Annotated in this window: 22 protein-coding genes; 9 read left to right on the top strand and 13 right to left on the bottom strand. The window is 56.4% G+C overall.

What is annotated here, in order from left to right:
- Window positions 1-17: 17 nt before the first annotated feature.
- Genes ACZ5IL_RS18335 through ACZ5IL_RS18325 form a run of 3 tightly spaced genes read left to right on the top strand, consistent with a single transcriptional unit; the run spans window position 18 to window position 1,693 of the window.
- Window positions 18-548: a phage tail protein gene (locus ACZ5IL_RS18335; RefSeq protein ID WP_464593733.1), complete on the top strand. Its 531-nt coding sequence runs from the start codon at window positions 18-20 to the stop codon at window positions 546-548.
- 40 nt (window positions 549-588) lie between these two features.
- Window positions 589-1,131, top strand: a complete 543-nt coding sequence (locus ACZ5IL_RS18330; RefSeq protein ID WP_425908370.1) for a phage tail protein — start codon at window positions 589-591, stop codon at window positions 1,129-1,131.
- On the top strand, window positions 1,124-1,693 hold the full coding sequence (locus ACZ5IL_RS18325; RefSeq protein WP_464593731.1) for a GNAT family N-acetyltransferase: 570 nt from the start codon (window positions 1,124-1,126) through the stop codon (window positions 1,691-1,693). Before ACZ5IL_RS18330 ends, ACZ5IL_RS18325 begins: the two co-directional genes overlap by 8 nt.
- On the opposite strand, the gene ACZ5IL_RS18320 is transcribed toward ACZ5IL_RS18325, so the two are convergent.
- The 8 genes from ACZ5IL_RS18320 to ACZ5IL_RS18285 form a co-directional block, all read right to left on the bottom strand.
- Complete coding sequence (locus ACZ5IL_RS18320) at window positions 1,686-1,979, bottom strand: DUF6916 family protein (RefSeq protein ID WP_425908374.1); 294 nt, start codon at window positions 1,977-1,979, stop codon at window positions 1,686-1,688. The two genes, ACZ5IL_RS18325 and ACZ5IL_RS18320, sit on opposite strands and share 8 nt — an antisense overlap.
- Window positions 1,970-2,158 (bottom strand): hypothetical protein, encoded by a 189-nt coding sequence (locus ACZ5IL_RS18315; protein ID WP_464593729.1) that lies wholly within the window; start codon window positions 2,156-2,158, stop codon window positions 1,970-1,972. Before ACZ5IL_RS18315 ends, ACZ5IL_RS18320 begins: the two co-directional genes overlap by 10 nt.
- Window positions 2,159-2,378: 220 nt before the next feature.
- Entirely contained in the window at window positions 2,379-4,157 is a 1,779-nt protein-coding gene (locus tag ACZ5IL_RS18310) for a putative bifunctional diguanylate cyclase/phosphodiesterase (protein WP_464593727.1), read from the bottom strand.
- 164 nt (window positions 4,158-4,321) lie between these two features.
- Window positions 4,322-4,966 carry a maleylacetoacetate isomerase gene (maiA, locus tag ACZ5IL_RS18305; RefSeq protein ID WP_464593726.1) on the bottom strand — a complete coding sequence of 215 codons (645 nt, stop codon included), beginning with the start codon at window positions 4,964-4,966 and terminating at the stop codon, window positions 4,322-4,324.
- Between the two features lie 13 nt (window positions 4,967-4,979).
- Window positions 4,980-6,326, bottom strand: coding sequence for a homogentisate 1,2-dioxygenase (gene hmgA / locus ACZ5IL_RS18300; RefSeq protein ID WP_464593724.1), 1,347 nt, complete (start codon window positions 6,324-6,326; stop codon window positions 4,980-4,982).
- A 4-nt stretch (window positions 6,327-6,330) separates the two neighbouring features.
- Window positions 6,331-7,287 (bottom strand): MBL fold metallo-hydrolase, encoded by a 957-nt coding sequence (locus tag ACZ5IL_RS18295; RefSeq protein ID WP_464593722.1) that lies wholly within the window; start codon window positions 7,285-7,287, stop codon window positions 6,331-6,333.
- A 27-nt stretch (window positions 7,288-7,314) separates the two neighbouring features.
- Window positions 7,315-7,524, bottom strand: coding sequence for a DUF2783 domain-containing protein (locus ACZ5IL_RS18290; RefSeq protein WP_079447923.1), 210 nt, complete (start codon window positions 7,522-7,524; stop codon window positions 7,315-7,317).
- A complete protein-coding gene (locus ACZ5IL_RS18285; RefSeq protein WP_464593719.1) occupies window positions 7,521-9,146 on the bottom strand; it encodes an FAD-dependent oxidoreductase in 1,626 nt (541 codons plus the stop codon). The genes ACZ5IL_RS18290 and ACZ5IL_RS18285 overlap by 4 nt, the downstream gene beginning before the upstream one ends.
- 94 nt (window positions 9,147-9,240) lie before the next feature.
- Here ACZ5IL_RS18285 and ACZ5IL_RS18280 point away from each other — a divergent pair, with 94 nt between their 5' ends.
- Together ACZ5IL_RS18280 and fahA are read left to right on the top strand one after the other, a co-directional pair.
- The gene (locus ACZ5IL_RS18280; RefSeq protein ID WP_464593718.1) at window positions 9,241-9,405 is read left to right on the top strand and encodes a hypothetical protein; all 165 of its coding nucleotides are present in this window, start codon (window positions 9,241-9,243) and stop codon (window positions 9,403-9,405) included.
- 54 nt (window positions 9,406-9,459) lie between these two features.
- Entirely contained in the window at window positions 9,460-10,731 is a 1,272-nt protein-coding gene (gene fahA / locus ACZ5IL_RS18275; RefSeq protein ID WP_464593716.1) for a fumarylacetoacetase, read from the top strand.
- A 423-nt stretch (window positions 10,732-11,154) separates the two neighbouring features.
- Here the strand turns inward: fahA and ACZ5IL_RS18270 are convergent, their stop codons facing one another.
- Window positions 11,155-11,949 carry a GGDEF domain-containing protein gene (locus tag ACZ5IL_RS18270; RefSeq protein ID WP_464593714.1) on the bottom strand — a complete coding sequence of 265 codons (795 nt, stop codon included), beginning with the start codon at window positions 11,947-11,949 and terminating at the stop codon, window positions 11,155-11,157.
- Window positions 11,950-13,313: 1,364 nt separating this feature from the next.
- Here ACZ5IL_RS18270 and ACZ5IL_RS18265 point away from each other — a divergent pair.
- The 3 genes from ACZ5IL_RS18265 (at window position 13,314) to ACZ5IL_RS18255 (ending at window position 16,032) form a co-directional block, all read left to right on the top strand.
- Window positions 13,314-14,207 carry a branched-chain amino acid ABC transporter permease gene (locus tag ACZ5IL_RS18265; protein ID WP_464593712.1) on the top strand — a complete coding sequence of 298 codons (894 nt, stop codon included), beginning with the start codon at window positions 13,314-13,316 and terminating at the stop codon, window positions 14,205-14,207.
- Complete coding sequence (locus ACZ5IL_RS18260; RefSeq protein ID WP_464593710.1) at window positions 14,204-14,830, top strand: ABC transporter permease subunit; 627 nt, start codon at window positions 14,204-14,206, stop codon at window positions 14,828-14,830. Before ACZ5IL_RS18265 ends, ACZ5IL_RS18260 begins: the two co-directional genes overlap by 4 nt.
- 33 nt (window positions 14,831-14,863) lie before the next feature.
- A protein-coding gene (locus tag ACZ5IL_RS18255) for an IS3 family transposase (protein WP_464593342.1) occupies window positions 14,864-16,032 on the top strand; the annotation gives its coding sequence in 2 pieces (ribosomal slippage) (window positions 14,864-15,128 and window positions 15,128-16,032; 1,170 coding nt in all).
- A gap of 18 nt (window positions 16,033-16,050) precedes the next feature.
- Here the strand turns inward: ACZ5IL_RS18255 and ACZ5IL_RS18250 are convergent.
- From ACZ5IL_RS18250 to ACZ5IL_RS18235, 4 genes are all read right to left on the bottom strand, one after another.
- Window positions 16,051-17,343 carry a DEAD/DEAH box helicase family protein gene (locus tag ACZ5IL_RS18250; protein WP_464593708.1) on the bottom strand — a complete coding sequence of 431 codons (1,293 nt, stop codon included), beginning with the start codon at window positions 17,341-17,343 and terminating at the stop codon, window positions 16,051-16,053.
- Window positions 17,344-18,447: 1,104 nt separating this feature from the next.
- On the bottom strand, window positions 18,448-19,227 hold the full coding sequence (locus ACZ5IL_RS18245; protein ID WP_464593707.1) for a phosphoadenosine phosphosulfate reductase domain-containing protein: 780 nt from the start codon (window positions 19,225-19,227) through the stop codon (window positions 18,448-18,450).
- Complete coding sequence (locus ACZ5IL_RS18240) at window positions 19,211-19,819, bottom strand: hypothetical protein (protein WP_464593705.1); 609 nt, start codon at window positions 19,817-19,819, stop codon at window positions 19,211-19,213. The genes ACZ5IL_RS18245 and ACZ5IL_RS18240 overlap by 17 nt, the downstream gene beginning before the upstream one ends.
- 1,818 nt (window positions 19,820-21,637) lie before the next feature.
- The gene (locus ACZ5IL_RS18235; RefSeq protein ID WP_464593703.1) at window positions 21,638-22,342 is read right to left on the bottom strand and encodes a recombinase family protein; all 705 of its coding nucleotides are present in this window, start codon (window positions 22,340-22,342) and stop codon (window positions 21,638-21,640) included.
- Between the two features lie 264 nt (window positions 22,343-22,606).
- Here ACZ5IL_RS18235 and ACZ5IL_RS18230 point away from each other — a divergent pair, with 264 nt between their 5' ends.
- Complete coding sequence (locus tag ACZ5IL_RS18230) at window positions 22,607-23,368, top strand: hypothetical protein (RefSeq protein WP_464593701.1); 762 nt, start codon at window positions 22,607-22,609, stop codon at window positions 23,366-23,368.
- Window positions 23,369-23,388 lie beyond the last annotated feature (20 nt).

Below are 23,388 nucleotides of genomic sequence, written 5' to 3'. Positions count from 1 at the left end.
TGATTTGAGAGCGGACAATGAGTGATCCTTATGTTGGAGAAATCCGGCTGCTCGGCTTCTCCCGCGTTCCGAATGGCTGGCTTCCCTGCAACGGCTCGCTCCAACCGATCTCTCAGTACGACGTGCTTTTCACTCTGATCGGGACAACCTATGGCGGCGATGGCGTGACCACCTTCGCGCTGCCAAACCTCAGCAGCCGAGTTCCGATTCACTACGGCTCCGGCCCCGGACTATCGCCGCACATTCTAGGCGAGGTCGGCGGAAGCGAGTTGGTCACCCTGCTATCGACGCAAATACCGCAACACGATCATCCGATGGTCGCGACAACCGGAGCGGCCAATTCCGACCAGATCACGCAGAAGGTCGAGTTCGGAGCGGTCTCGGGCGATACCATGTATACCAACGATGTGACTGGCGCCGCCGCCGCCACGACTGCTCCAACATCGACTTCCGTCGCCGGCGGCAATGTTGGACATGATAATCTCATGCCGACGCTGACGGTACAGTTCTGCATCGCCTATAACGGAATCTTCCCGAGCCAGGGCTAAGTTCGTCCGCCCTATCCAAACTTTCGAAGGTGCAGCCGCCATGGAACCATTCATCGGTCAGATCCAGATATTCGGCTTCAACTATGCACCCCGTAACTGGGCTTTGTGCAACGGAGCAACTTTGGCCATTCGGCAGAATACAGCGCTCTTTTCCCTCCTCGGTACGGCGTATGGCGGGGACGGCACGACGACCTTTATGCTGCCGAACTTCGCCGGCCGCACCGGCTGCAATCAAGGCCAGGGCGCGGGTCTGACGCCGCGTAGTATCGGTGAAGCCTTCGGTGAAAACAGCGTGACATTAACGGCGGACCAGATGCCGTCGCATTCTCATCCATTCACGGTCTACAACCAGACCGACACGAGCAAGCGCACGGGCGCGCCGGCCAACGGTTCATCGCTCGTCGTTCCGCAAAACAGCACGCCTTTCAGTTCGAGCGGCACAGCGAATACGCAGTTCTCACCCAGCATGGGTGGCGTGGCGGGCGGAAACCAGCCGCACGAAAACCGGCAGCCTTACCTCGCCATGAATTTCTGCATCGCACTGTCTGGCGTCTTTCCATCGTTTGGCGACGCCGTTGCCTGATACGCCGGCCCTGCCGGATTTTCCGGCGCGCGATGGCAATATTCCTGTCTGCGCCAAGCCAGTCACGTTTCGGCGCGCCACGCGCGATAACCTGACTTTCCTGCGCGAACTGTATTGCTCGTTCCGCATCGACGAGTTCGCGTCGCTCGGCTGGTCTGCCGAACAGGTGCGCGCACTTCTGGACCAGCAGTTCGATCTCCAGCATCGTTCCTATGTCGCAACTTTTCCGCAGGCGGATTTCCTGATGATCCTGTGGGAAGGGACACCAGCCGGCCGGCTCTATCTCGACGCTAGCCATAACCATTGGCGTATCGTCGATATCGGTCTTGCATTGGAGCGGCGCAATGCCGGTCTTGGATCCACGGTCATACGAGCCCTTAAGCGACACGCGCAAGCCGCGGCTGCCGCGAGCGTCGTGCTTCACGTTGCCTGTGAAAATCAAGGGGCGCAGCGGTTTTATCGCAGGCTGGGCTTTCGCGAGGTTGCGCGCGAAGAACCGGTTTGCGCGCGGATGGTATGGTCTCCAGAAACGCGACAGGTTGCTTTGCCTGCCGTCAATTGAAAATCGCCTGGTAGACGATCCCTTGCCGATCGCGCGCCACCGGCACGATGAATATCTCGATCGGCCCGACGGTCGCGTTCGTCATGCGATAGATCTTCTGCGGAAGGACAACAGGCGATTCGCTGCGAAACAGTAGAGAGAAAGGCTGCCGCATCGTGGCCGCGAAGCCGTGTTGCGACAAGGGGCGCGCTTCCGACAACGTCAAGGCAACCGATGTCGTTCCAAAATCGACGTCGAACCCTTGCCCCAGGCAACCGGCGAAGCGCTCCAGTGTCATCAAATGCATGCAATGAGTCTCCCTCTGCCTGCCCGGTTCATCGACATAAACCGCTTAAGAACCATGCCTTCGAGCATCGGAGCATAATCCTGCTGAATTGCAGCCGCACTCGAAAATTCAAACTCAAGCGAAATCGTAGGCGACAATCTCGAAGCGAATGCTGCAAACTCATTGGTATCGAGTGTCATGCCTGCCACTCGTCGCTGCACTATCGATCACCCCTCCGCAAACCTCATCGCCGAAAGCGCCGTATCTGGATCGGAGCAAAGCTATGCAGCAGCCTCTAGTCCCGCTGGTCCAAATAGTCCGTCAGATCATCTGACGGCGGACAGTTCTGGCGCGGCAACTTAACCCGAAAGAAGCTGAAGCGATGATATGACCTCAAAGGGCTGGCAGACGGGATCGGTTCTAAGCACTCCTAGGCGCAACTATTTGAAGCGGATTATCGCTATATCTCGACCTGCGCAACAGCTGGAGCAGCACGTAACGCAAGCGCTCCATCGTACAGGCTTTGGAAAAATACCAACCCTGAAGGCCGTCGGCACCGAGTTGCTGAAGAAGCGTCGCCTGCTCTTCAGTCTCGATTCCCTCAGCCGTTACGGATTTACCGAGAGCATGGGCGATATCAATAATACCTTTGACAAGGACCAAGTCTTCTCCACTCGCTGGTAGGCTGGAAATGAACCCTCGGTCTATTTTGACACGGTCGATCGGTATGCGCCGGAGATGGGTAAGGGACGCAAAGCCTGTTCCGAAGTCATCGAGCGCGAGTTCGACGCCGGCATCGTGCAGACGTAATAGGCGGTCTTGAAAGCTCTGGAAATTGGTCCCCAGAAATACCTGTTCAACGACCTCGACGCAAAACCGGTCGGGTGAGATGCCGGTCTGGGCCGAAAGTTCGAAAAATCGATCTACAAACCGGTCGGATCGAAAATCCGCATTCGCCACGTTAATGGCAAGGCGGTCCACAGGAAGGCTTTCCTCCAGTATGCATGCCATGTCTTTGAATGCTCGTTCGACAACAAACATTCCGATTTCCGACTCCAGCCCAGGATCATTGATCTCCGGTAGAAATGCACCGGGCGTGAGGAGACCGCGCTCGGGATGCTGCCATCGCAGCAGGCCTTCGAGCGAGATCGACTTGCCGGGAACGGTTGGTACAACAGCTTGATAGTGGAGACTGAACTGGTTTCGATCGAGACCCGCCTCAACAGCCTGCAGCAACGCGCTTTTGTATTCGACTGCTAATTGGAGGCGCGGTGCGAAACATTGGCGCTGATCTCGCCCTGAAGCTTTTGAGTGATAAAGCGCCATATCGGCGGCCTTGAAAAGCCCATCAGGTGTCTTGGCATCCATAGGAAAGGCGGCCACGCCAATACTAGCCGTATATCGGTGTTTAATATCACCTAGCCAAACAGGCTGTTTGATACTGTCCAGCACCTCGTCCAAAAGAGCTGGAACATCTGCACACGCCTTGTCAGATATCACGATTCCAAATTCGTCGCCGCCAAGCCTGGCAATGAAAATATCCTCCGCCTCAAAAGCGCGAAGCCGCTCTGCAAAATTTTTGAGGAGATTATCGCCAGCAACATGGCCGAACGTATCGTTGATTTCTTTGAAGGCATCGATATCGATCAGGGCCAGGTAAACCGAAGTGTGAATGGAATTGCTCAGTTCGAGCGTGGCTGTCAGATACTCCTGAAACCGTCTTCGATTGGCAGTGCCGGTTAAGGCGTCTGTACTGACGGCTTGGCGCAAGTCCTCCTCAATCTGATGGCGCCTCGTAACGTCAAAGCGAATAGATGTGTAACTATCCGGATTGCCGGCGGCATTCAGATGGGGAACGATAGTCGTATCGACCCAGTAGGTTGTCCCATCCTTTCGACGATTGCAGATTTCGCCGCGCCATACCTGCCCTCGGGCGATCTGCCGGTACATTTCGCGAAAGAACGCCTTGTCATGAGCATCCGAGCGCAGGAGTCGGTGATTTTGCCCGATAAGTTCGTGCTGCGAATAGCCCGAAATTTCACAGAATTTATTGTTGACGTGTGTGATTGTGCCCTGAACATTGGTAATGGCCACGATGGCCGTGACATCGAGCGCGTAGTGAATGAATCCCGTTTCGGATTTGACTACCTCTACCTCACCGAGATCATTCTGCCCGTGAGAGTGTTGAACCACAATCATTCTCCCATCACTTCTCCCTCCAGATTACGGCGAAACGTTTAACAATAATCTGGCGGAGTTCCGATTGATCGGACGCGGACGTGTTGCATTAAGCACCAGCGGCCTTGGCTCTGAACGAGGAAATGCCTGTCAATTAGCTATAATTTTTTCCTTTTTTTCGAGGTCTATTCTGCGTCGGGCTGACGGCCTGGTTCGGCCATGGCAAATGCTTTGAGACCCGAGGCTGTCGCGTCGATCTCAAGGATTCGTTTGTATGGAGAAAGATCAACACCGAAACGTCGCGCATTGAACACCTGCGGGATAATGCAAATATCGGCTACCGTCGGCTGTTCACCGAGCGCAAATGGCCCCGGCAGGTGCGCAAGACGGGCTTCGATTGATTCGAATCCGACTTTGATCCAGTGCTGCGACCATGTTGTGCGGGCGGCCTCATCGACTCCCATTTCGGCCAGCCGATTCAAAACACGAAGGTTTCCGATGGGATGAATGTCGCTTGTCACCACCAGTGCGATTTCGCGCGCGATAGCGCGTGCTTTCGGGCTGGATGGCAGCAGAGGGGGAGCCGGGTGCGTTTCATCGAGATATTCGATGATCGCGAGTGATTGAGCGAGACGAAAGTCGCCTTCGATCCAATAGGGCACCAGTCCAGCCGGGTTGATGTCGCGATAGGCCTGCTGGGCTTGTTCGCCTTTGCGCAAATGTACGAATTTGGTCTCCGCGCTCAATCCCTTGAGGCCGAGCGCTATGCGGACGCGGTAGGCTGCGGTTGACCGGAAGTATCCGTATAGCAAAGCGTCGCTGTTGTTCATCTCGAGTTGCACCTTACGGCCTGGTCGGATCGAAACGGCGCTCAAGCCCTTGCCAACAATCCGCGTAGCCGTCCTGCAGCGCGTCGGATGTTGCGGCATATTCGGTCACGCGCTGCGGGAAGCGTGTTTCGAACATGAAGGCCATCGTGTCGGTTAGCTTGACGGGCTTGAGCTCGGTATTGCTGGCATGGTCGAACGCCTCGCGGTCGGGCCCGTGAGGAAGCATGCAATTATGCAGGCTAATGCCGCCAGGTAGGAATCCCTGCGGCTTGGCGTCGTAAACGCCGTAGATCAAGCCCATAAACTCGGACATGATGTTCATATGATACCAGGGTGGACGAAACGTGTTTTCCGCGACCGCCCAGCGCTCCGGGAAAATCACGAAATCGATATTCGCTGTGCCGGCGATTTCCGAAGGCGATGTCAGCACGGTGAAGATCGATGGATCGGGATGATCGAAGCCGATTGCACCGATTGGCGAGAACGCCCTTAAATCGTACTTATAGGGCGCATAATTGCCGTGCCACGCCACGACATCAATCGGTGAGTGAGGCAGAGCCGTGGACCATAACGCTCCACCCCATTTCACGAACAACTCAGTGGGCTTGTCGCTATCCTCATAAGCGGCGACGGGGGTAAGAAAGTCGCGTGAATTGGCAAGACAATTCGCGCCGATGGGTCCGCGTTCAGGCAGCGTGAACGCGCCGCCGTAGTTCTCGCACAGATAGCCGCGCGCAGGGCCGGATGGAATTTCGACGCGAAACTTGACGCCGCGCGGAATGACGGCAATTTCGCGCGGCTCGGCATCGATCACGCCGAATTCGGTGACGAAGCGAAGGCTACCCTCCTGCGGTACGAACAGCATCTCGCCGTCGGCATTGTAAAAATGCTGATCGACCATGGATTTCGTAATGAGATAGATATGCGCGGCCATGCCGACCTGGGTGTGGGCGTCGCCCGCGGTGGTCATCGTCCGCACGCTCTGCACGAAAGTCAGCTCGTCCTCTGGGATGGGCGTAGGACCCCAGCGCAGTTGCGCGATCGGCATGTCGTGCTCGAGGCACGGCGCTGTGCGCCAGAGTCTTGCATCGACCTTAACGAAACGTCCCGAATGACGAACCGAGGGACGGATACGATAAAGCCACGAGCGTTCGTTGGCGCCGCGCGGCGCGGTGAACGGCGAGCCGGACAGTTGTTCGGCGTACAATCCGTAGGCGCAGCGTTGAGGTGAATTGCGACCGATCGGCAATGCGCCCGGTAGTGCTTCGGTCTCGAAGCTATTGCCAAAGCCCGACATATAGCCGGGCGTCACGTTGGCACTGCTGCGATTGACGGCGACAGGAGCGAAATTGGTGTTCATCGCCTTATCCTCCTTGAATGGCCGCCCACATCTCGCGGTCACGGTCCGCGGTCCAGATCACCGGGTTGTCGATGCCCGATGCCTCATCGAAAGCCCGGGAGACGTTGAACGGCAAGCAGTGTTCATAAATGGCGAAGGTCGAGAATTTCGGGTCCATGATTTCGCGTGTCGCGGCGACCGTCTCCTTCAGGCTGTGCCCTTTGGCGACGGACAATTCTGCCGAGCCGTACAATGCGGTGACGAAATCACGTGTCATCGCTATTGCCCCCCGTGTGATGGACTGACCACTGAGGGCGTCGCCGCGGCCGGGAGCGACTGCCTTGGGATTGAATTTAAGAATTTCATTCAATGTCGTCGGCCATTCACGCAAATAGGCATCTCCGCAATAGCAAGCGGAATGGTATTCGATCAGATCGCCTGAGCACATCACTTGCGCATCGGGGACCCATGCCACGATATCTCCGGATGTGTGGCCGGCACCCAGATGCATCAACCTCACCGCGCGCTTGCCGAGATAGATTGTCATCTCAGTCTCGAACGTAAGTGTCGGCCAAGTCAGACCCGGGATGCTTGCGGCATCACGGAATAGCCGTGGAAACCGGCCGAACTCAGATTCCCAATCCTGTTGTCCACGCTCTTCGATCAGCCTGTGCGTTTCTTTCGAGGCGACGATTCCCTGTGCGTGATATGCAGAAGCGCCGAGCACGCGCACGGCATGGTAGTGCGATAGAACAACATACTTGATGGGTTTGTCGGTTACGGTCCTGACGCGTTCGACGACGCTGCTAGCCATCGCGGGCGTCGCCTGCGCGTCAAACACAATGCAGCCGTCGTCGCCGACAATGACCGCCGTATTTGGATCGCCCTCGGCGGTGAACGCATAGATGTCGGGGCCGATTTCGGAGAATGTGATTTTCTTCTCCGCCGTATCGGTCGTGGAAGCGAAACCCTTGGCGCTCATTTGTTTTCTTTCGTCTTCGAACTCCACTCACCCGCACTGATCATTCCCGAGGCGTCGTTTTGCTAGCAAAACCGCCTCGCGAAGGACCTCTACATCCCCGATATGATTGGCAAGAATCAAAACGAGGGCGGTATCGAGCGACGCGCTCTGCTCATCGCTCAGGCCACGATGCGCCTCGACCACCAGGCGATAAGCGGCGTCCGGGTCAGGAAAGTTGGACTGCGTCGAAAGCGTCATGGCATGCCCTCGATTAGCGCACTCGCCCGCGCGATTGCGGCTTGCACTACAGGTAACGTGGGATGTCTGAACCGCGCCGCAACGTATCCATCCGGTCGAAGCAAATAGGCGGCCCCATCGGACGCATCATAGCGCTTCGCGAACAGTCCGGATGTGTCGCGGAGTGGTGCATTGGGTCCGATGCTGATGCAGTGACAATCAAGCGGATCGAGAGCCGATCCGTTTCCGGATTCCAGCAGAACAAAATTGTCGCAGGCTGCTTTGAAAGCTTCAGTAAGATAAATACGGTCGTCGTTCGTAGTCGTCAAAGGCGCGTCCACGATCGGCGCGCCCGGAGGTGGGCCGGCTCGCCATGTGTCGACGTCGCTCGTAGACAATGGCGTATTGTAAGTTGACGGTGTTGCTAGCCGTCCGCCGTTCACCATGCACCTGGCGAAATCGACCTCCTTGGCAAGTCGAAGCACGGCATGGCGCATCCGCCGTTCGTGGTTTGAATGGGGGGCAATGAAATCTGTCGAGCAAGTCGACGCGCGAATATTTTCGTCCGCCGCTGCGCTGCGCTCGCTCTCATAACTATCAAGCAGAGAAACCGCGGCCTTGCCCCGCAAGACGAGAGCGAGCTTCCAGGCAAGGTTTTCGGCATCTTCGAGCCCGGAATTCGCACCCCGTGCCCCAAACGGGGAGACTTGGTGAGCGGAGTCACCTGCGAAGATAACCCGTCCATGAATAAACCGCTGCATGCGCCGACATTGAAACTTATAGATCGATATCCATTCGAATTCGAATTCCTTGTGTCCCAGCATGCGTTCGATCCGCGGCCGCACATTCTCCGGAAGCCGTTCGACGGTGGGGTCCGCGTCTGGGCCAAGTTGCAGATCGATGCGCCACACGTCGTCAGGCTGGCGGTGAAGCAGCGCGGACTGTCCGGAATGGAATGGCGGGTCGAACCAGAACCAGCGTTCGGTTGGAAACGTGGCCGTCATTTTTACGTCTGCGATCAAAAATTGATCGTTGAAGGATTCGCCGAAAAATTCCGCACCCACGAAACCCCGCAAGGCCGATCGTGCGCCATCGCAGGCGATCACGAAATCAGATTTCAGTTTGTATCGTCCGTCCGGAGTCTCAATCTCAACAACGGCGTGGTCGTTGTGCTGCTCTAGGCCAACGACCCTGTTTCGCCAGCGCAGATCGATCAGCGGCAATTCCTGAACGCGGTCGACCAGATAAGCTTCGGCATAGTACTGCTGAAGATTGATGAAAGCCGGCATCTTGTGCCCTTCTTCGGGCAACAGATCGAACCGGTAGATCATCTCGTCCTTGAGGAATATCTTGCCGACTTTCCAGGCAATTCCCTTTTCGACCATCCGTTCGCCGACACCGAGGCGATCCCACAATTCCAACGATCGCTTGGAAAAACAGATCGCCCGCGACCCGTCACCGATCCTGTCTGTATCATCAAGCAGCACGACGGCTTGTCCGCGCTGTGCCAAATCGATCGTGAGTGAGAGGCCAATCGGCCCGGCACCGACGATGATGACCGGATGGTGCGCAGCTTTACCTTCAGTGCGCTCCTGATCGGGGTGCGGGCGATAAGCAAATTGCCTGACAGACCGCTGGGTCATGGTCGCTCCGGATCAAGCTCCGTCGCAGTTGAAAATCTGGCAAAGAGGCTAGACCATCGCTAAAATGGTCGCAACTGCAACTATGAAAGTGCCGATGAATCTTGCCGCCGACACGGCATCCGTTGCGACGATCGACCTGTTCAAATTCGTGCCATTTCGGCTGAACCGGCTGGCTGCCGAGGTCAGCGCTGATCCTGAACTGGCGCAGTCGATTGCGATCATTAAATATCTCGACGAGACTTTCCGAAGCCGCTGCTGAACTGGGCCGGGAGCGCCGCGCAGAATAGTAAGCAAGAGCAATCCGGATGAAAAAATGCACCCGAACGATCCCAAGCTCCGCACCTTCGTTGAAGTCGATGCGGTATCCGACTTTCCGATACAAAACCTGCCTTACGGGATGTTCTCAACACCGAAGCAGCCGGAGTTGCGCGTTGGCGTGGCGATTGGCAATCAGATTCTCGATCTCGCCGTGCTGGAATCCGCCGGTCTGATCCGTTGCGGCGGGGTTAGCGGAGTTTTTGCAGAGCCTTCGCTGAATGCCTTCATGGCGCTCGGACCGAAGATGTGGTCGCAGACGCGCGGACGGATCAGCGAATTGCTGCGTCATGATAATCCGGAACTGCGCGACAACACGGATTTGCGCATGCGCGCGCTTGCACCTCAGAATCTCGCGCGAATGCACATGCCGATCCGCGTCGCAGGCTTCACTGATTTCTATTCCTCGAAGGAACACGCCACCAATGTCGGCACCATGTTCCGCGATAAGACCAATCCGCTGCTGCCGAACTGGCTGCATATTCCTATCGGCTACAATGGCCGGGCATCGACCGTCGTGGTCAGCGGCACGCCGATCCGCCGCCCGCGCGGGCAGTTGAAATCGCCAACGGCGGAGCTTCCGAACTTCGGCCCGTGTAAGCGACTCGATTTCGAACTGGAAATGGGCGTCGTAATCGGGCAGGGCTCTGCGATCGGCGAGATGTTGACCGAACAGCAAGCAGAAGAAATGATTTTCGGTTTCACGCTGCTGAATGATTGGAGCGCGCGCGATATCCAGCAATGGGAATATGTGCCGCTGGGGCCGTTTCAGGCGAAGGCGTTCGGCACCTCGATCAGCCCGTGGATCGTGACGCGCGAGGCATTGGAGCCGTTTCGGGTTCATGGTCCGGCGCAGGATCCGAAGCCGTTGCCTTATCTGCACCAGACACAACCGAACAATTACGACATACGGCTCGAGGTAGACCTACGAACGGAGAAGATGGCAAAGTCGGCCAGAATCTGCCGGACCAATTTCAAATACATGTACTGGTCGTCAGTGCAGCAGCTCGTGCATCATGCCTCTTCAGGTTGCGCAATGAATGTCGGCGATCTTTTGGGGTCAGGCACCATCAGCGGCCCCGAAAAGGCCGAGCGCGGCAGCATGTTGGAGCTGAGCTGGAATGGGACCATGCCGCTTGAGATTGACGGTGGCGAGCGCCGTTCGTTCCTCGAAGACGGCGACTCGCTCCGCATTCGCGGCTGGTGTCAGGGCGACGGCTATCGCGTCGGCTTCGGCGAGGTCGAGGGTTCGATTGTAGCCGTAGATTAGTTGCTGAGGCGTGACCTGACGGATGTGGCGTTTTCGCTGATGATGTTTGCGGGCACGGAGACTGATATTACAGCGATGCGTGCGGTCGTTGGAATGCCCTAACCGCTACGTCAAAGCCACGTTCGCTCCCTGCTTTGAATTTTAGCGGGTTTTTGACACCTGCATACCTGACGAGCAGATATTTACGCGATCAACTCCCAGCCTGGCCCGGCGCCGAGGTGACAACGCAGCAGTGCATGCTTGGCTTTTAGGAGGCCAGCGCAGAACAGGGTGCTCTGCGTTTGCCCCGGCTCGCGCACGATCGCCAGGTCTGTATAGGGATTGATGCGCCAGCGGGCTGCTGCGCAAGTCGAGACTTGGCTATGACACTGGCTATGGCCGACAGCGGCGCATATACGCTTCGTCATACGCGCGCTGATTTGTTCAATGCGCAGCTGAAAGTGGAGCGCTGCTGGCTAACTGACAAAGCTCAACTCGATTTCGCCCTTTCCGCTTTGCATCGTAGAGCTGTTTATCGGCGAGCTTGTATAGCTCCGAGAACGATGTTCTTTGGACAAAGGTCGCTCCGCCGATGCTGATCGAGAGATCGCAGGAAACCCCTTCGAAGCAAAATTCCGCAGCCTTCACAGTTTCCCGGATTCGCTCGGCGACCACGACGGCCCGGTCCGAGGCAATGCCTGGAAGGAACACGCTAAATTCCTCGCCGCCCATGCGACCGACAAGGTCTACTTCGCGCAGCGTCGATCTGATGCTTTGAGCGATCAGTTTGAGAGCCTCGTCGCCTGCATCGTGACCGAAATTGTCATTGACGTTTTTGAAGTGATCGACGTCCATGACTAGCAGCGCGCCATCGCAGCGCCTTTCCTGCTGGATCACCCGTTCAAGATAGGCGTCTACCAGGGTCGTGAATGCAGCGCGATTGAAACAGGATGTCAGGCCGTCGGTTGAGGCTATGACTGTCAGTTGCTTATGTGCGATTGCCAGCTGGCGCAATTTGCTGAGAAGGTAGAAAAAGAACGGCGGCGCGATCAGCAGGGGAATGATCACATCATTCTCGGGGCTGGTCCCTAATCTCCATACGCCTTCCTTGAAGGAGTAGCTGTCGATCGTAAAGGCCAAGACGACGCAGCAGAGCGTCCCGGCGATCGTCAGCAGGATCACTCGGGCCCAGCTTTGAACCGAGGGTTCGGCGGCTTTCGATGTGAACCAGCCATTCATACGTTAGGCGCTAAGGGACGAACATTAATAAACTATTCGGATTGGTATCAGCATTTAGCGCTTCACCCGAATATCGAGCTGACAATCGAGACGACTGTGTCCAAGGTGCTCCAGCGCACTCGGCGCAAGGGCATATGACGCCAGACGGAGGGCCAAGTCTGAGGCAGGATTGAAATCGTCCGTAAGAGTTGGCTATCGCATCAAGTTTGCGTATGGGCACATTCTTCAAGACACGGGCCGCGACGCGAAAGGCAGAAAGCAGTATCGCTACCAGGAGGCAGCGGTTCTAGCTATGCTACGGGGTCGGTTAGCCCGAGAATTCTCAGGCAATGGGCGGGCGAACAATCGCATGAGCGTGAACGCTGCCTAGCGATACTTTGCATTTCCCCGCTGAGGCGACCGACCGCCTCCTCCTGACCGTTACGCCGGATTGCCTGAGGCAACAGCGACTTGTCGTCGAGGGTAATCGAAGCATCGTCGAAGAGCAGTCCAAGAAGCGGCGTGAGCTCTGTCATGACAGGCCTGAGATAGCGAGAAGCGCCGGCCGTACGTCTTGTGGCTTACTGACGTTCCAACGCAGAACATCGCGCTTTATTTCGCGGATGTCGTAAACCGAGCTCCTCGCCTCGTTTCGTGTCCGATCGCAGCCTTGACGGCTCGCGCGGGACTCGTGAACAGCTGGCCTTCAAGAACGTCAAACTCCTTTTTGGCTGAGAAGAACATGAAACCGCGACCGCTGCGAACGACTAGGCCCGCCGCGCCTTGAGACGTTTCAATAATGTAGTTGTCGGCCATGGACGTGTTATCCGTTTCAACGACTGTGCCAAGTACTCCTGCAATCGAGCCACGCGTTCGAACGGGGGTCAAGCTGCCTGGAAAAATAAGAATAACTCTGTCGCAGAAAGCTATAACTAGCGAATGACCGCGATTTGATCGTTGAAACGTTTGGTAATTGTTTTTTTTCAGCATCAGCCCCGCGAGTATCCTGCGAAGAGCATGTCGATGCGCGCCCATTTGCAAATTGCGATCATCGATCGATCACCCCGTAAATCGACCGGTTGAATTGCGAGATACTAAAGCAGGATCGTCGATGGTGTCCGTTACGTCTGAAACGCCACCTGTTTCTCAGGACCGAGTCCGAAGAAGCATTGGCTTCCGTAACGCCGGTTGCCATTTGAGCGCTCGAATCTGATTGGCGTCACGTCCGATCTCAAAAGAAGATTATGTATGAGCGCCGAATAGTCAGACGGACAAGATTACTTAACAACAAGCAAAATACGTAAAATAAATCTGCGGTCTGTTTGCTATAAAACGTGCGCGCACAAAAACAGCGTGCGATGAGTCCGATTGGTGGAGCGTGAAGCTTGAACCTCGAATTGTTTCTCACGGTGGCGCTCAACGGTCTTACCGTATCCGCTCTCTACTTCATTGTGGCGATCGGATTCTCGCTGATCTTCGGTCTGATGCGCTCGGTGAACATGGCGCACGGAACGCTGTTTCTTGTCGGCGCCTACGCCGGCGTCGCTGTTTTTTATCCGCTTTACGATGACGGAAATGCATATGCCTGGATCGTAGCTCTGGTCGTTGGCATGGCCGCATCGGCGATTCTTGGCATCGTGCTGCAGGTTGTCTTTCTTGGTTGGATGCAGGGTCAAGAGTTGCGCCAGACGCTCGTGACGATCGGAATCTCCATCATCGTTGCAGACCAGCTTCTGGCGATTTTTGGCGGACTGAGTCAGCAATTCTACGCGCCCGACATTTTGTTTGGGTCGGTGCCGGTCCCGTTCGTGCAAGGCGGTCAGTATTCAACCTTTCGCCTGTTTCAGGTGGTGGTGGCGATCGGCGTTGGTTTCGGCCTCTGGCTGATCTTACAGCGAACCAAGCTCGGCATCGTCGTGCGCGCCGGTGTCGATGATCGCGCCATGCTGTCGGCTCAAGGCGTCAACGTCCCGTTCGTCTCTGTTGTCGTTTTTGCAATCGGCGCTGCTCTCGCCGGCTTGGCCGGGGTTGTAGGCGGCACGGCACAACCTTTCGGTCAGGAGAAGGATATCGAATTCCTGCTGACCTCACTTGTGGTTGTCATCGTGGGTGGCATGGGATCCTTGCCCGGGACGGCGCTTGGTGCCCTTCTGCTCGGCATGGCCGAGCAGTTCGGACAGTCGTTGTTTCCGGCCTACTCCGTGATGTTCACGCTACTCATCATGGTGGCAGTGCTCGCATTCAGGCCTTGCGGCCTGTTGGGAAGAAAGTTCTCATGAGTGATGCGGTTTCCACAGCTGCAGCGTTCAGCGGGCGAGTCTTGGCCTCGCCGGCTTTGACGTCGACGCTTCTTCTGATCGTCCTTGTCTCGCTGCCGGCGGTGCTACCGGATTTCTGGACGGTCAACATATTCGTGCGGGCTATGGTCTTCGGCATCGTGGCGCTCTCGCTTACGTTTCTTGCTCACTATGGCGGGTTCATCTCGCTTGCCCAGATAGTTGCCGCGGGCGTTGCCGGATACACGGTAGCCGTGACGGTGCCGGATGCCATACCGGCCAATGGTCTCCAGCTTTCTTATGCGCTTGCCATCGCTCTGGCGCTTGTATTCTCGACTATTGCGGGGGGCGTGATCGGTGCCGTCGCGGTACGAACACGCGAGATCTATCTGCTGATGATCACGCTCGCGATCGCAGTGAGCTTTTACTTCTTCGTGCAGGCCAACGTCGAGTTTCTCAACGGCTATGAAGGGATTCGCAATGTGATGGGTCCGGATATTCTGGGTGTTCCTTTGCGCACGCCCGCGATCTTCTTCTATGCGGTTCTTGTCGTGTCCGCGGCCCTCTACGCGCTTGTGATCTATGTCAGCCGCTTGGTCTGCCCCCTGAAAAGTGGTCCTCCCTGAATTAGGCTATTAGCCGTTAGAGAGGACATTGGAATGCCCCAGAAGAAGCACAAGGCGGAAGAGATCGTCGCGAAGCTGCGCCAGGTCGATGTTTTGCTTTCACAAGGCAGATCGGTTGGCGAAGCGGTTCGTTCGATCGGCGTGACGCAGTTCACGTATTACCGGTGGCGCAAGGAGTTTGGTGGCCTGAAGGGCGATCAGGTAAAGCGCTTGAAAGAGCTTGAGAAAGAGAACGACCGGCTGCGCAAGGCAGTGTCGGACCTGACGCTCGAGAAGCTGATCCTGAAAGAGGCTGCCTCGGGAAACTTCTGAGCCCTTCCCGCCGTCGCCGCTGCGTCGACCATGTCATGGTGAAGTTCTCCGTCTCGGAGCGCTTTGCCTGCAAGGTTCTGGGCCAGCATCGCTCGACCCAGCGCAAGAAACCGCAAAGCCGACCGGATGAAGAGGCATTGACGACCGACATCATCAGTCTGGCCTCACGCTACGGCCGCTATGGCTATCGCAGGATCACGGCGATGCTGCGGTCCGAGGGTTGGACGGTGAATGCCAAGCGTGTCGCGCGTATCTGGCGGCGGGAGGGGCTGAAGGTTCCTCAGAAACAACCGAAGAGAGGCAGACTCTGGCTGAATGACGGATCGTGCGTCCGGCTTCGGCCCGAGCATCCAAACCATGTTTGGTCCTATGACTTCGTCGAGGGCCGGACCCACAATGGCAGGAAGTTCCGCATGCTCAACATCATCGACGAGTTCACCAGAGAATGTCTGGCGATCCGGATTGATCGCAAGCTCAACTCGACCGACGTCATCGACGTCTTGTCGGACCTGTTCATCCTACGCGGCGTGCCCGGCCACGTTCGTTCTGATAACGGGCCGGAGTTCATCGCCAAGGCAGTGCGAGAGTGGATTGCAGCTGTCGGCGCCAAGACCGCGTTCATCGAGCCCGGAAGCCCTTGGGAGAACGGCTACTGCGAGAGCTTCAACTCGAAGCTTCGCGACGAACTGCTCAACAGTGAGATCTTCTACAGCCTCGCCGAGGCCAAGGTCATCATCGAGGCATGGCGGCGCTACTACAACACCGAGCGACCACACTCATCGCTCGGATATAAACCGCCGGCGCCAGAGGCCATCGCCTGGCCTTCAAAGCCAGCCGGATCGCTTCCGCCAGCAGCGCAAGCAATGGCCGAAAAGCCGATTATGCATTAAGACTGAAACCGGACCACCTCATAGGGGCAGGCCAAGAGGCAAGGCGTCGGTGCTGTACGTGAGCGCCAAATCCTTTGCGCACTTGTGAACACAAAGGAAGACCTTGCGGTCTTTGCCCAGCTCCTTGGTCAATTCAGCAGCTAAGCGTGGCATTCGCGTGTGTTTGGTCTTCTCCATCTTCGTTTTGCCCATGCCCGAGGTGGTGCGTGCCACGTGCAGAGTGACGTTGTCGTAATTGCGGATGCCGGACGGCACGTCAGCGAGCATCACGCCACCGCCCAACAGCTCATACGTCATGTTAGAGCGGGCGGTAGCATCGAGCACGAGCACCCCAGGCATTCCCTTAGGAATAAGGTAGCGGGCTGAGTTCAGTGTATGTTGAGCGCCGCTGTGACGATAGTAGGCGAACTCCTCCAACATCACCTGAGCAGCCTCAAGGACAGTCGAGACATTGTGTGCGGCGTCCTCCGCGAATAGGTTGGGGTCGAACTCCGAAGAGCCTAGTGCATCCCGTAGGGCCGCAATTTCCAAGGCATGTCGCGGTGAGCCCTCTCCCCAAAGCGGCACGGTCTGATCATCGCCGGGGACATGTTTCTGTTCTTGCTTATCAAGATAGTCCTGCAGCATGGTGAGCGTCTTAATGGCACCGCCGAAATTGTCTCTCTTCTCGTGCGGGATTGCTCGCAGCACCAGTTCGATATCCTTGCTGGTGACCCTGTGGTGGCTCACGGAGTTCAACAGCGCCTCGTCCACCACAATGAGATGACGCTTGCCACCATCCCATGAATGATAAGCATCCCATCGGCTCTCATTGCCAGCACCAAAAGACCAGCAGGCACGCATAAAGGCCGCATGGGTAATCACCAGAACGTCCGCACGGGACATCTCGGATGACTTGAGTTTATGGTCTGTGTGGCTGGTGACCGCTACCGAGCGCCCAGCAATGGAATTGATTTTGGCTACCAATCCCTCAGCGTCCTTGATCAGTCGTGTTATGATCAGAACACCTACAGGGTTACTCTCGCATTTCGCGTTGGTATCGGCTTGGAGCGCCGCGTAAACACACGTGCCTTCAGTCTTACCTGAACCTGTAGGCAACGGAAGGACCACTGAAGGTTTGAACGGGTTGTTGCTTGCATTATTGATGATGAGGTCTCGGCACCAAATATCGAAAATGGACCAAGCCTCTCGCAGGACCGGCGTATCGGGCATCTTGCCGTTAGAGATTTGGGACCAGTGTTGAACCATACGGCTCAGGAAGAGTTGCGACGGCACGAGAGCGAGCCCGTGCTGGTCTATGGAGGTCTGCATAAGCAGAATTATCCTGTACTCGGAATTGACACGACCATGGGTCCGGCCAAAGGACGGTTAGGAGGTGTCGGAATTTGATGATTGAAGAAAGCTCCCCCCTTTCTCTCTAAGAGAACAACTAAGGTTGGCCTTGAGGGGGAGATTGTCGGAGAACTGATGCGTTCAGCTACGCTGCAAATAAAGTTACAAACCGGGTGGGTGCTAGCTAAGTAGAGGGCCTAAGCAGGCCTCAGGGAGCCCTCAGGACTCGATTTGAAGCCTTGGTACTCCCCAACACCATCAACAATAAAAAACGCATCAGTGAGTCCCCTGAGCCCTCTGAGGGGCATTCAGAGGTTTGGTGTTGTTGGTGTTCACACCAAGGCTTCCCAAAGTACGCAACGGTTAAACCCGGGTACACCACTGCGATGACTGAGGAGGCTCCGGTGTAACCACCAGGGGCTCCCCGTGGATACCTTAGGACCTACTAGTGTCACCACAGCACACGGGATCAGGGAGACTCGCTGAGGCGTTCTGGTAGGCGATAGCTTGTTTGGTGCATCCAAGGATGCAACACGCATCCTGAGGCTTCCCAGGCATCCCTGGGCTACCTAGGAATTCCTCGGCATTCGTTACCGGAGCTGTGGTGGGTCACTAGGGGCAAACCCATGGCGCATGATCGCGAACATCTTTCGAGCTAGCGATGCTCCCCGAGGCGTGAGGATCACGAAGTATTCCCTCTGGTCGTGATGGGCTTTTTGGATTGCCTCGATCAGACCTAAGCTCGGTTCACCACGGCGGTTGATAGGTCCAAGGTCACGAAGGTGCTTGGAGATGGTGTGAGTCCGCACACCGCAGCGTGTTGCCAGGGTTGATACGCTCAGTCCCTCTTCAAAAGCCACGTGAAGAAAGGTCCTCGCTTGAGTCGTCGTTATGCGACGGTGCATTGGGATCAGCAGCTTTAGGGCAGCATAAAGCCGCCGAAACATGCGTTGGTCCTTTGGTATCAACGTTGGGCTGCTCGGGGTCTCCATCGCGATATTCCTCCGTTCCGCATTACAGCGAGCGGGGAGTAGCACGTCGTTTAGCCGAGCGACCCAATAGCCGCCAAACTGGCAACTAATTTCAACAGCTAATCTTCTGTGTTTCCTCTCGTGAACAGGAGGTGTTGTCAGCGTCCATTGCAGTCATGACAGCCCCTCGTATTGTTTTCTCCAGAGCCTCAGCGCCCTGAAGAAACGCAGGATAGCGCTGTGACATCCAAGCGCGCCGCTCGGACGTAAGAGACGCAGGGCACACCGAACAATCTAAGGATGATGGATACTCCTTGTAGTGGTAGGGAATTTTGATACCCAGCGCTTTCACAGTTTCGAACACCTCAGTCCGAGACATGGGCCAAAGGGGATACACAGGCTCCAATTCGGGATGAGACGGCATCTTCGGGCCCGTCGTAGGTAGCTTCTCAAAATCCCCAGCGCGTTGACCGTGCACTACGGCACGCAATCCATCAGCGTGGACCGCGTCGAGCAAAGGCTTTGTGCGATTGATGAAGCAGCACGTGAGCCACGGCTGGATCAATGGCTGCCGCTGATTGAACGCAAGCCGCTGCGCCATATCCGGCATGTGATCCACGGGCACCACCGAGGAAGGAAGCCCGTACTGCTGAAAGGAGGCCGTAAGGTCCACCTGGATCACTCGGTGAGACCAGTCCGTCAATTTCTGGTCGACGAACTCGATCATATGCGGAAAGTCTAGATTGGTGCGCAACGCATATACAGTGACCTTCTCGCGCCAAGGGGAGGCTAGGTGGAGCAAAAGGCAGCTCTCCAGTCCTCCCGAGAACATCAACGCTGCACGTCCATGTTCTTCCACCGCGCATGAAATTATCTCAGATGCAGCATTCATCCGATGTGCTCGTAGGTGCGTTGGTTGTCGCCGTTTCTTCGGTGTAAGGCGCGCTGTATCCAAGTAGCCCTTGGAACTGCAGGGTGTTCTCGAGCGAGTGGTAGCGATTGCGTATTCGGAAGAGACGCTTCCAGAGCAGCCTTGGTATCGGTGGGTACTCGCTGGGCCACGGCTCTTCTCGGAAACTAGCTTCACGGTTTCTCCAGAGACGCGCCATCAATTCGATTTCGGCTCTTAATTCAGCCGAATGCTTCGGATTGTCAGGGTCGTCCCAGTCGTACTCCTTCGGCTCAGGGCGACTGAATGGCGGCATGGTGAAGCCTGGGGCACGAAGGGACACCAAGGTCTCCTTCGCAAACGGATGCTCGCAGCCCTTCTCCATCGCGTATTGATAGGACGCGGCTGTCGGAAAGGTTTTGCCGGGTGCGAGGAAGATTTGACGTGCGAACTCCGCTAGCTCGGATGGAGTCCAGCCCGCTTTGATGAAATCACCGAGGGCTTCTCGTTGGCTGATGCTGCGAAGGTAACTGCGGACCTGCTTGAAGTCCGGGGCTTGTGATGGCCCTGTTTGCAATGATGATGGTTCGTTCACTTGATGGTTTGAGTTTGGATGTGGTGAGGCGAGGAGCAGCTTGTGTGGTCCATCGGTGGGACCTGCGTGCTCCTCGGGTACAGAAGCGCTTTCCTACAGAAGTGGGCGCTGAACCCGGGTAAGTGTTTGGTATCGAAGCGGAAGGTGCTCAAATAGAGCCATTTTGCGCCGCGCGGGATTGCACTGTCTGTGCTCGCGACGATACGGACGCAGATGGGCAGATGGAGAGTTGCGCCTTCGGTCAGAATGCCGGTACGTTGGCGTCTAAGTGCTTGATAGATTCGGGATTTCCGAACGATTTCAATAAGGGCGTTCGCTGTAATTCGAGGTCGGGCGCATCAGACGGCAGCCCTCTGGTCTATAAGTGCAACCGTTCACCAGCTAAGTGCTTGATGACTTCGGGAATACCCAACGAAATCAATGAGGCTCTGCGCAAATTGAGGCCGATGGGACCCAGTTGGGTAGCGTACCTTATAAAGCGCTATTCAGAAACCATCGGATGCAGCCGCGCGACGATTGCCAAGGTCGCCAAGCGCAAAGAGCACGCGGCCTAGCGTCTCACTCACGGCGCTTTGGCCGCATCCAGCCCAGGACGGTCTTCGCCCCGAAGTACAGCATGGCACCAACGAATACGAGTACCAATGGGATCGAAATCATGAGGCGTGGTCCGTATCAGAGAAGGCCGTAGATTGAACCCCTCCTCCCATTGCCGCAAGGGGTGGCCTCGCGGACGGGGTACGGGGGAAACTGCTTTCGCAGCCGTCACGCCCTACCCTTCGCGTTTGTGACCCTTGAAATGCCTGTGACAATCAGGCTGGCCGTTCGGCGTCGTCTGCACGGTGAAGGTCCCGCAATCCTCTTACTAACTGGCGAAGGTCGTTCCTCGCTGCGCCAACCGGAAGCGCACGGGCCCGCCGAAGCGCATCGGCCACATGCAGCATTATGGGGACCTTTTTCGGCGACTGCGGGGATGATAGCCACCGGTCCACATTCACAGCGGTTTCTGCTATGAAAGCTTGCTGCACAAGAAGATTGCGAGCCGTGCCGTCAGGGATTTTTGAAGCTTCCTCTCTAAGGCGGCGGGCGTCCTCGGCCCGTCGATCTTGAAAGGTTTTCCCGTAAACGGAATCATGCTCCTGCATGGCGATGCTCCCTGGTTGAGTAGGCGGCGGGAGCGCAAACGGCGTTCTCGTCACCGATAAAAGCCAAGAGCCGCTCGGTGATTTGAAGAGTGTGCGCCTTACCTCGGAGAACAGCGAGTCACTTATTCACGACTACGGCCTCCACACACAACCCGGGCGCTCAGTGGTTGGATCGCCGAGTCCCGATTAGTTGAAATTGAAGCGACAGCTCTCATAACGGTGAGCCACGCGTATTGGAAAGTATAAGAATCCCGTGGAACGCCTCCGGGTCTCACCTCAGGCCAACACCTTGAAACGGCTCAGTCGTCTTGGTCCGCTAGGGAGCGCTAGTCAGCACCGAAGGCCCACCCGCGCTTGCACTACGGGCTGAGACCATGACACTGCAGCCGTAAGTCTGGCGGCGGCGCGCCCTTAAAGCCGAATAGTTTGAAGCTGGGCCGGGCAGGGCGGGGAATTTAGGGTCCGGTGTGAATAGGGGACCCAAATTTTTCAGATTGCGAGGTCGACCTCTACCCGCCGTGCCACATCACGCAGATTGCCAGCACCCAAAGTACCGGAGCGGCCACAGGTGCTTCGAATGACACTGCGACGACACCGAGCAACGCTAAAACCGTTCCTACTGTCATGATGAATGCTCCTCTCTCAAGCTCGTTCTAGAATGTTGGCAATGGACTGGCTAAGCAGGCTTAGGCAAGCGATTGAGCAACCGTGCGACGGCGGTTGGATGCCACTCGCCACCACGAGGTGCGCTGATAGCCTGCTTGTTCAGTTCGTCAGTGATGGCACGAACGCTTGTGATGCCTGAGCGCTTGATGCCCGCAATGATCCCCTGGAGGTCCAAAGCGCGCTGTGCGGCCTTCTCCTTGATCCTAGCGACTGCTTCAGCGTTGCCGGTTTGCTTTCCACGAAGGGCACGCGCACCGTTGGGGTTGCCTAGCTTTACCCCTCGGGCCTTTGCAGCGGCCAATGCCTTCCTCGTGCGCTCACCGATCAGGCCCGCCTCCAGCTCAGCCACGGATGCCATCTGCGTCAGCAGGAACTTGCCCATGGGGCCTGGAGGGACGCTGGGAAGGTCACAGAACACGAGGTCCACATCGCTAGCCACAAGGGAGCGTAAGAGGTCCACGTTGCGTGTGAGGCGGTCTAGCTTTGCAAAGACTAGCTTGGCCCCGATGGCCTTCGCGTGTGAGAGCGCAGCTGCCAGCTTAGGGCGGTCCGACTTCCTCCCGCTCTCCGTCTCGACGTATTCAGCCATGAGCGTCCACCGGCCACCATTGAGATAGCTCGTGACGGCTTCCCGCTGGGCTTCAATGCCAAGGCCACTCTTCCCTTGCTTGTCGGTGCTCACGCGAAGGTAAGAAACGAATTTTCCCGACGCCATGACTATAATCCTATGAACACATATTTACCTAATGAACATTAGATCATTTTGTGTACATACGCAACATCCGCTTCATAAGCACAGGCACTCCACAATGCATTGGCTTGCTTGCTGCGGAAGACTCTCACAAGGTCCGTGGTGAGCAACTGGAAAGACCCTATGCAAGAGCGAAAGTTCTATGAGCGCCTTAGCGCTGTCCATGTAAGTCCCTCTGGACCCGACAAGGATTGGCTTCTAGGGGCAGAACGAGATGGCGTGCGCCTCTTGACAGAGGAAGAGCATGACTTCGTGATCCTTTACGCGAGCTTCCAAAGCTTGCTGATCATTTCGATATTTGCGCGCGTGGCAAACCTCGCCAATCCCGACAAGGACAAGCTGTACGATACTAGCTTTTACGTCGATCAAGCGTGGTGCATTCAGAAAGCGTGGGGCGGAGGACAGGGACACAGGATGTACCTTCAACCGCCTTTCGACCTACCTGAAGAGCACCCGCTTCATAGGGCAGAGCCGATTGTATTTCGGCGGTCCTTTGACGGTATGTCAAATTACAATCCGCCGATTGAGCTTAGTCAGCAGCTTGTTCACTCGCTTGGCTTGCATTTCATTGCTGAGCGGAGCGCGTATTGTCGCCTAAATTCGGAGGGTGACCTAGAAGAAGTGATCAAGGTATTTCGCGACGCTGGCGCTGGTGATTTCAACCACGGTAGAACACTCGTGCTGATCAAGGCCAAGCCGTTGGCGGAATTTATGGCAGTAGGTGGATACGCTCTGTATCGGAAGTTCGATCTGACCCGGTTCTTACCGGAATCATTCACTAATTGGGAACACTCCGAACGCCACTTCGATGCTCCGGACCTTTTCTACAACTCATCAATATCAGGTGAAAGTGCAAGTTACATTCGCGGCGGGCAAATCCTTCGACCGAACGTAACGGTTGACGCATTAATTGAGGAGTGGAAGCGGGAAGATGGCCCGAATGCTCGTCAGTATGGTCTGCCCCCTGAAAAGTGGTCCTCCCTGAATTAGGCTATTAGCCGTTAGAGAGG

The organism is Nitrobacter sp. CN101, from assembly GCF_055390255.1.
Note: the sequence above shows the minus strand (reverse complement) of the source record. Positions and strands in the feature narration are given on the sequence as shown.

Bases quoted from the DNA above. Each gene is read 5' to 3' on its own strand.
- ACZ5IL_RS18285 (WP_464593719.1), bottom strand. From the start codon at position 9,146: ATGACCCAGCGGTCTGTCAGGCAATTTGCTTATCGCCCGCACCCCGAT.
- fahA (WP_464593716.1), top strand. From the start codon at position 9,460: ATGCACCCGAACGATCCCAAGCTCCGCACCTTCGTTGAAGTCGATGCG.
- ACZ5IL_RS18295 (WP_464593722.1), bottom strand. From the start codon at position 7,287: ATGAGCGCCAAGGGTTTCGCTTCCACGACCGATACGGCGGAGAAGAAA.
- ACZ5IL_RS18245 (WP_464593707.1), bottom strand. From the start codon at position 19,227: ATGAATGCTGCATCTGAGATAATTTCATGCGCGGTGGAAGAACATGGA.
- ACZ5IL_RS18330 (WP_425908370.1), top strand. From the start codon at position 589: ATGGAACCATTCATCGGTCAGATCCAGATATTCGGCTTCAACTATGCA.
- maiA (WP_464593726.1), bottom strand. From the start codon at position 4,966: ATGAACAACAGCGACGCTTTGCTATACGGATACTTCCGGTCAACCGCA.
- hmgA (WP_464593724.1), bottom strand. From the start codon at position 6,326: ATGAACACCAATTTCGCTCCTGTCGCCGTCAATCGCAGCAGTGCCAAC.
- ACZ5IL_RS18280 (WP_464593718.1), top strand. From the start codon at position 9,241: ATGAATCTTGCCGCCGACACGGCATCCGTTGCGACGATCGACCTGTTC.
- ACZ5IL_RS18335 (WP_464593733.1), top strand. From the start codon at position 18: ATGAGTGATCCTTATGTTGGAGAAATCCGGCTGCTCGGCTTCTCCCGC.
- ACZ5IL_RS18270 (WP_464593714.1), bottom strand. From the start codon at position 11,949: ATGAATGGCTGGTTCACATCGAAAGCCGCCGAACCCTCGGTTCAAAGC.
- ACZ5IL_RS18290 (WP_079447923.1), bottom strand. From the start codon at position 7,524: ATGACGCTTTCGACGCAGTCCAACTTTCCTGACCCGGACGCCGCTTAT.
- ACZ5IL_RS18250 (WP_464593708.1), bottom strand. From the start codon at position 17,343: ATGCAGACCTCCATAGACCAGCACGGGCTCGCTCTCGTGCCGTCGCAA.
- ACZ5IL_RS18320 (WP_425908374.1), bottom strand. From the start codon at position 1,979: ATGCATTTGATGACACTGGAGCGCTTCGCCGGTTGCCTGGGGCAAGGG.
- ACZ5IL_RS18310 (WP_464593727.1), bottom strand. From the start codon at position 4,157: ATGATTGTGGTTCAACACTCTCACGGGCAGAATGATCTCGGTGAGGTA.
- ACZ5IL_RS18235 (WP_464593703.1), bottom strand. From the start codon at position 22,342: ATGGCGTCGGGAAAATTCGTTTCTTACCTTCGCGTGAGCACCGACAAG.
- ACZ5IL_RS18260 (WP_464593710.1), top strand. From the start codon at position 14,204: ATGAGTGATGCGGTTTCCACAGCTGCAGCGTTCAGCGGGCGAGTCTTG.
- ACZ5IL_RS18315 (WP_464593729.1), bottom strand. From the start codon at position 2,158: ATGACACTCGATACCAATGAGTTTGCAGCATTCGCTTCGAGATTGTCG.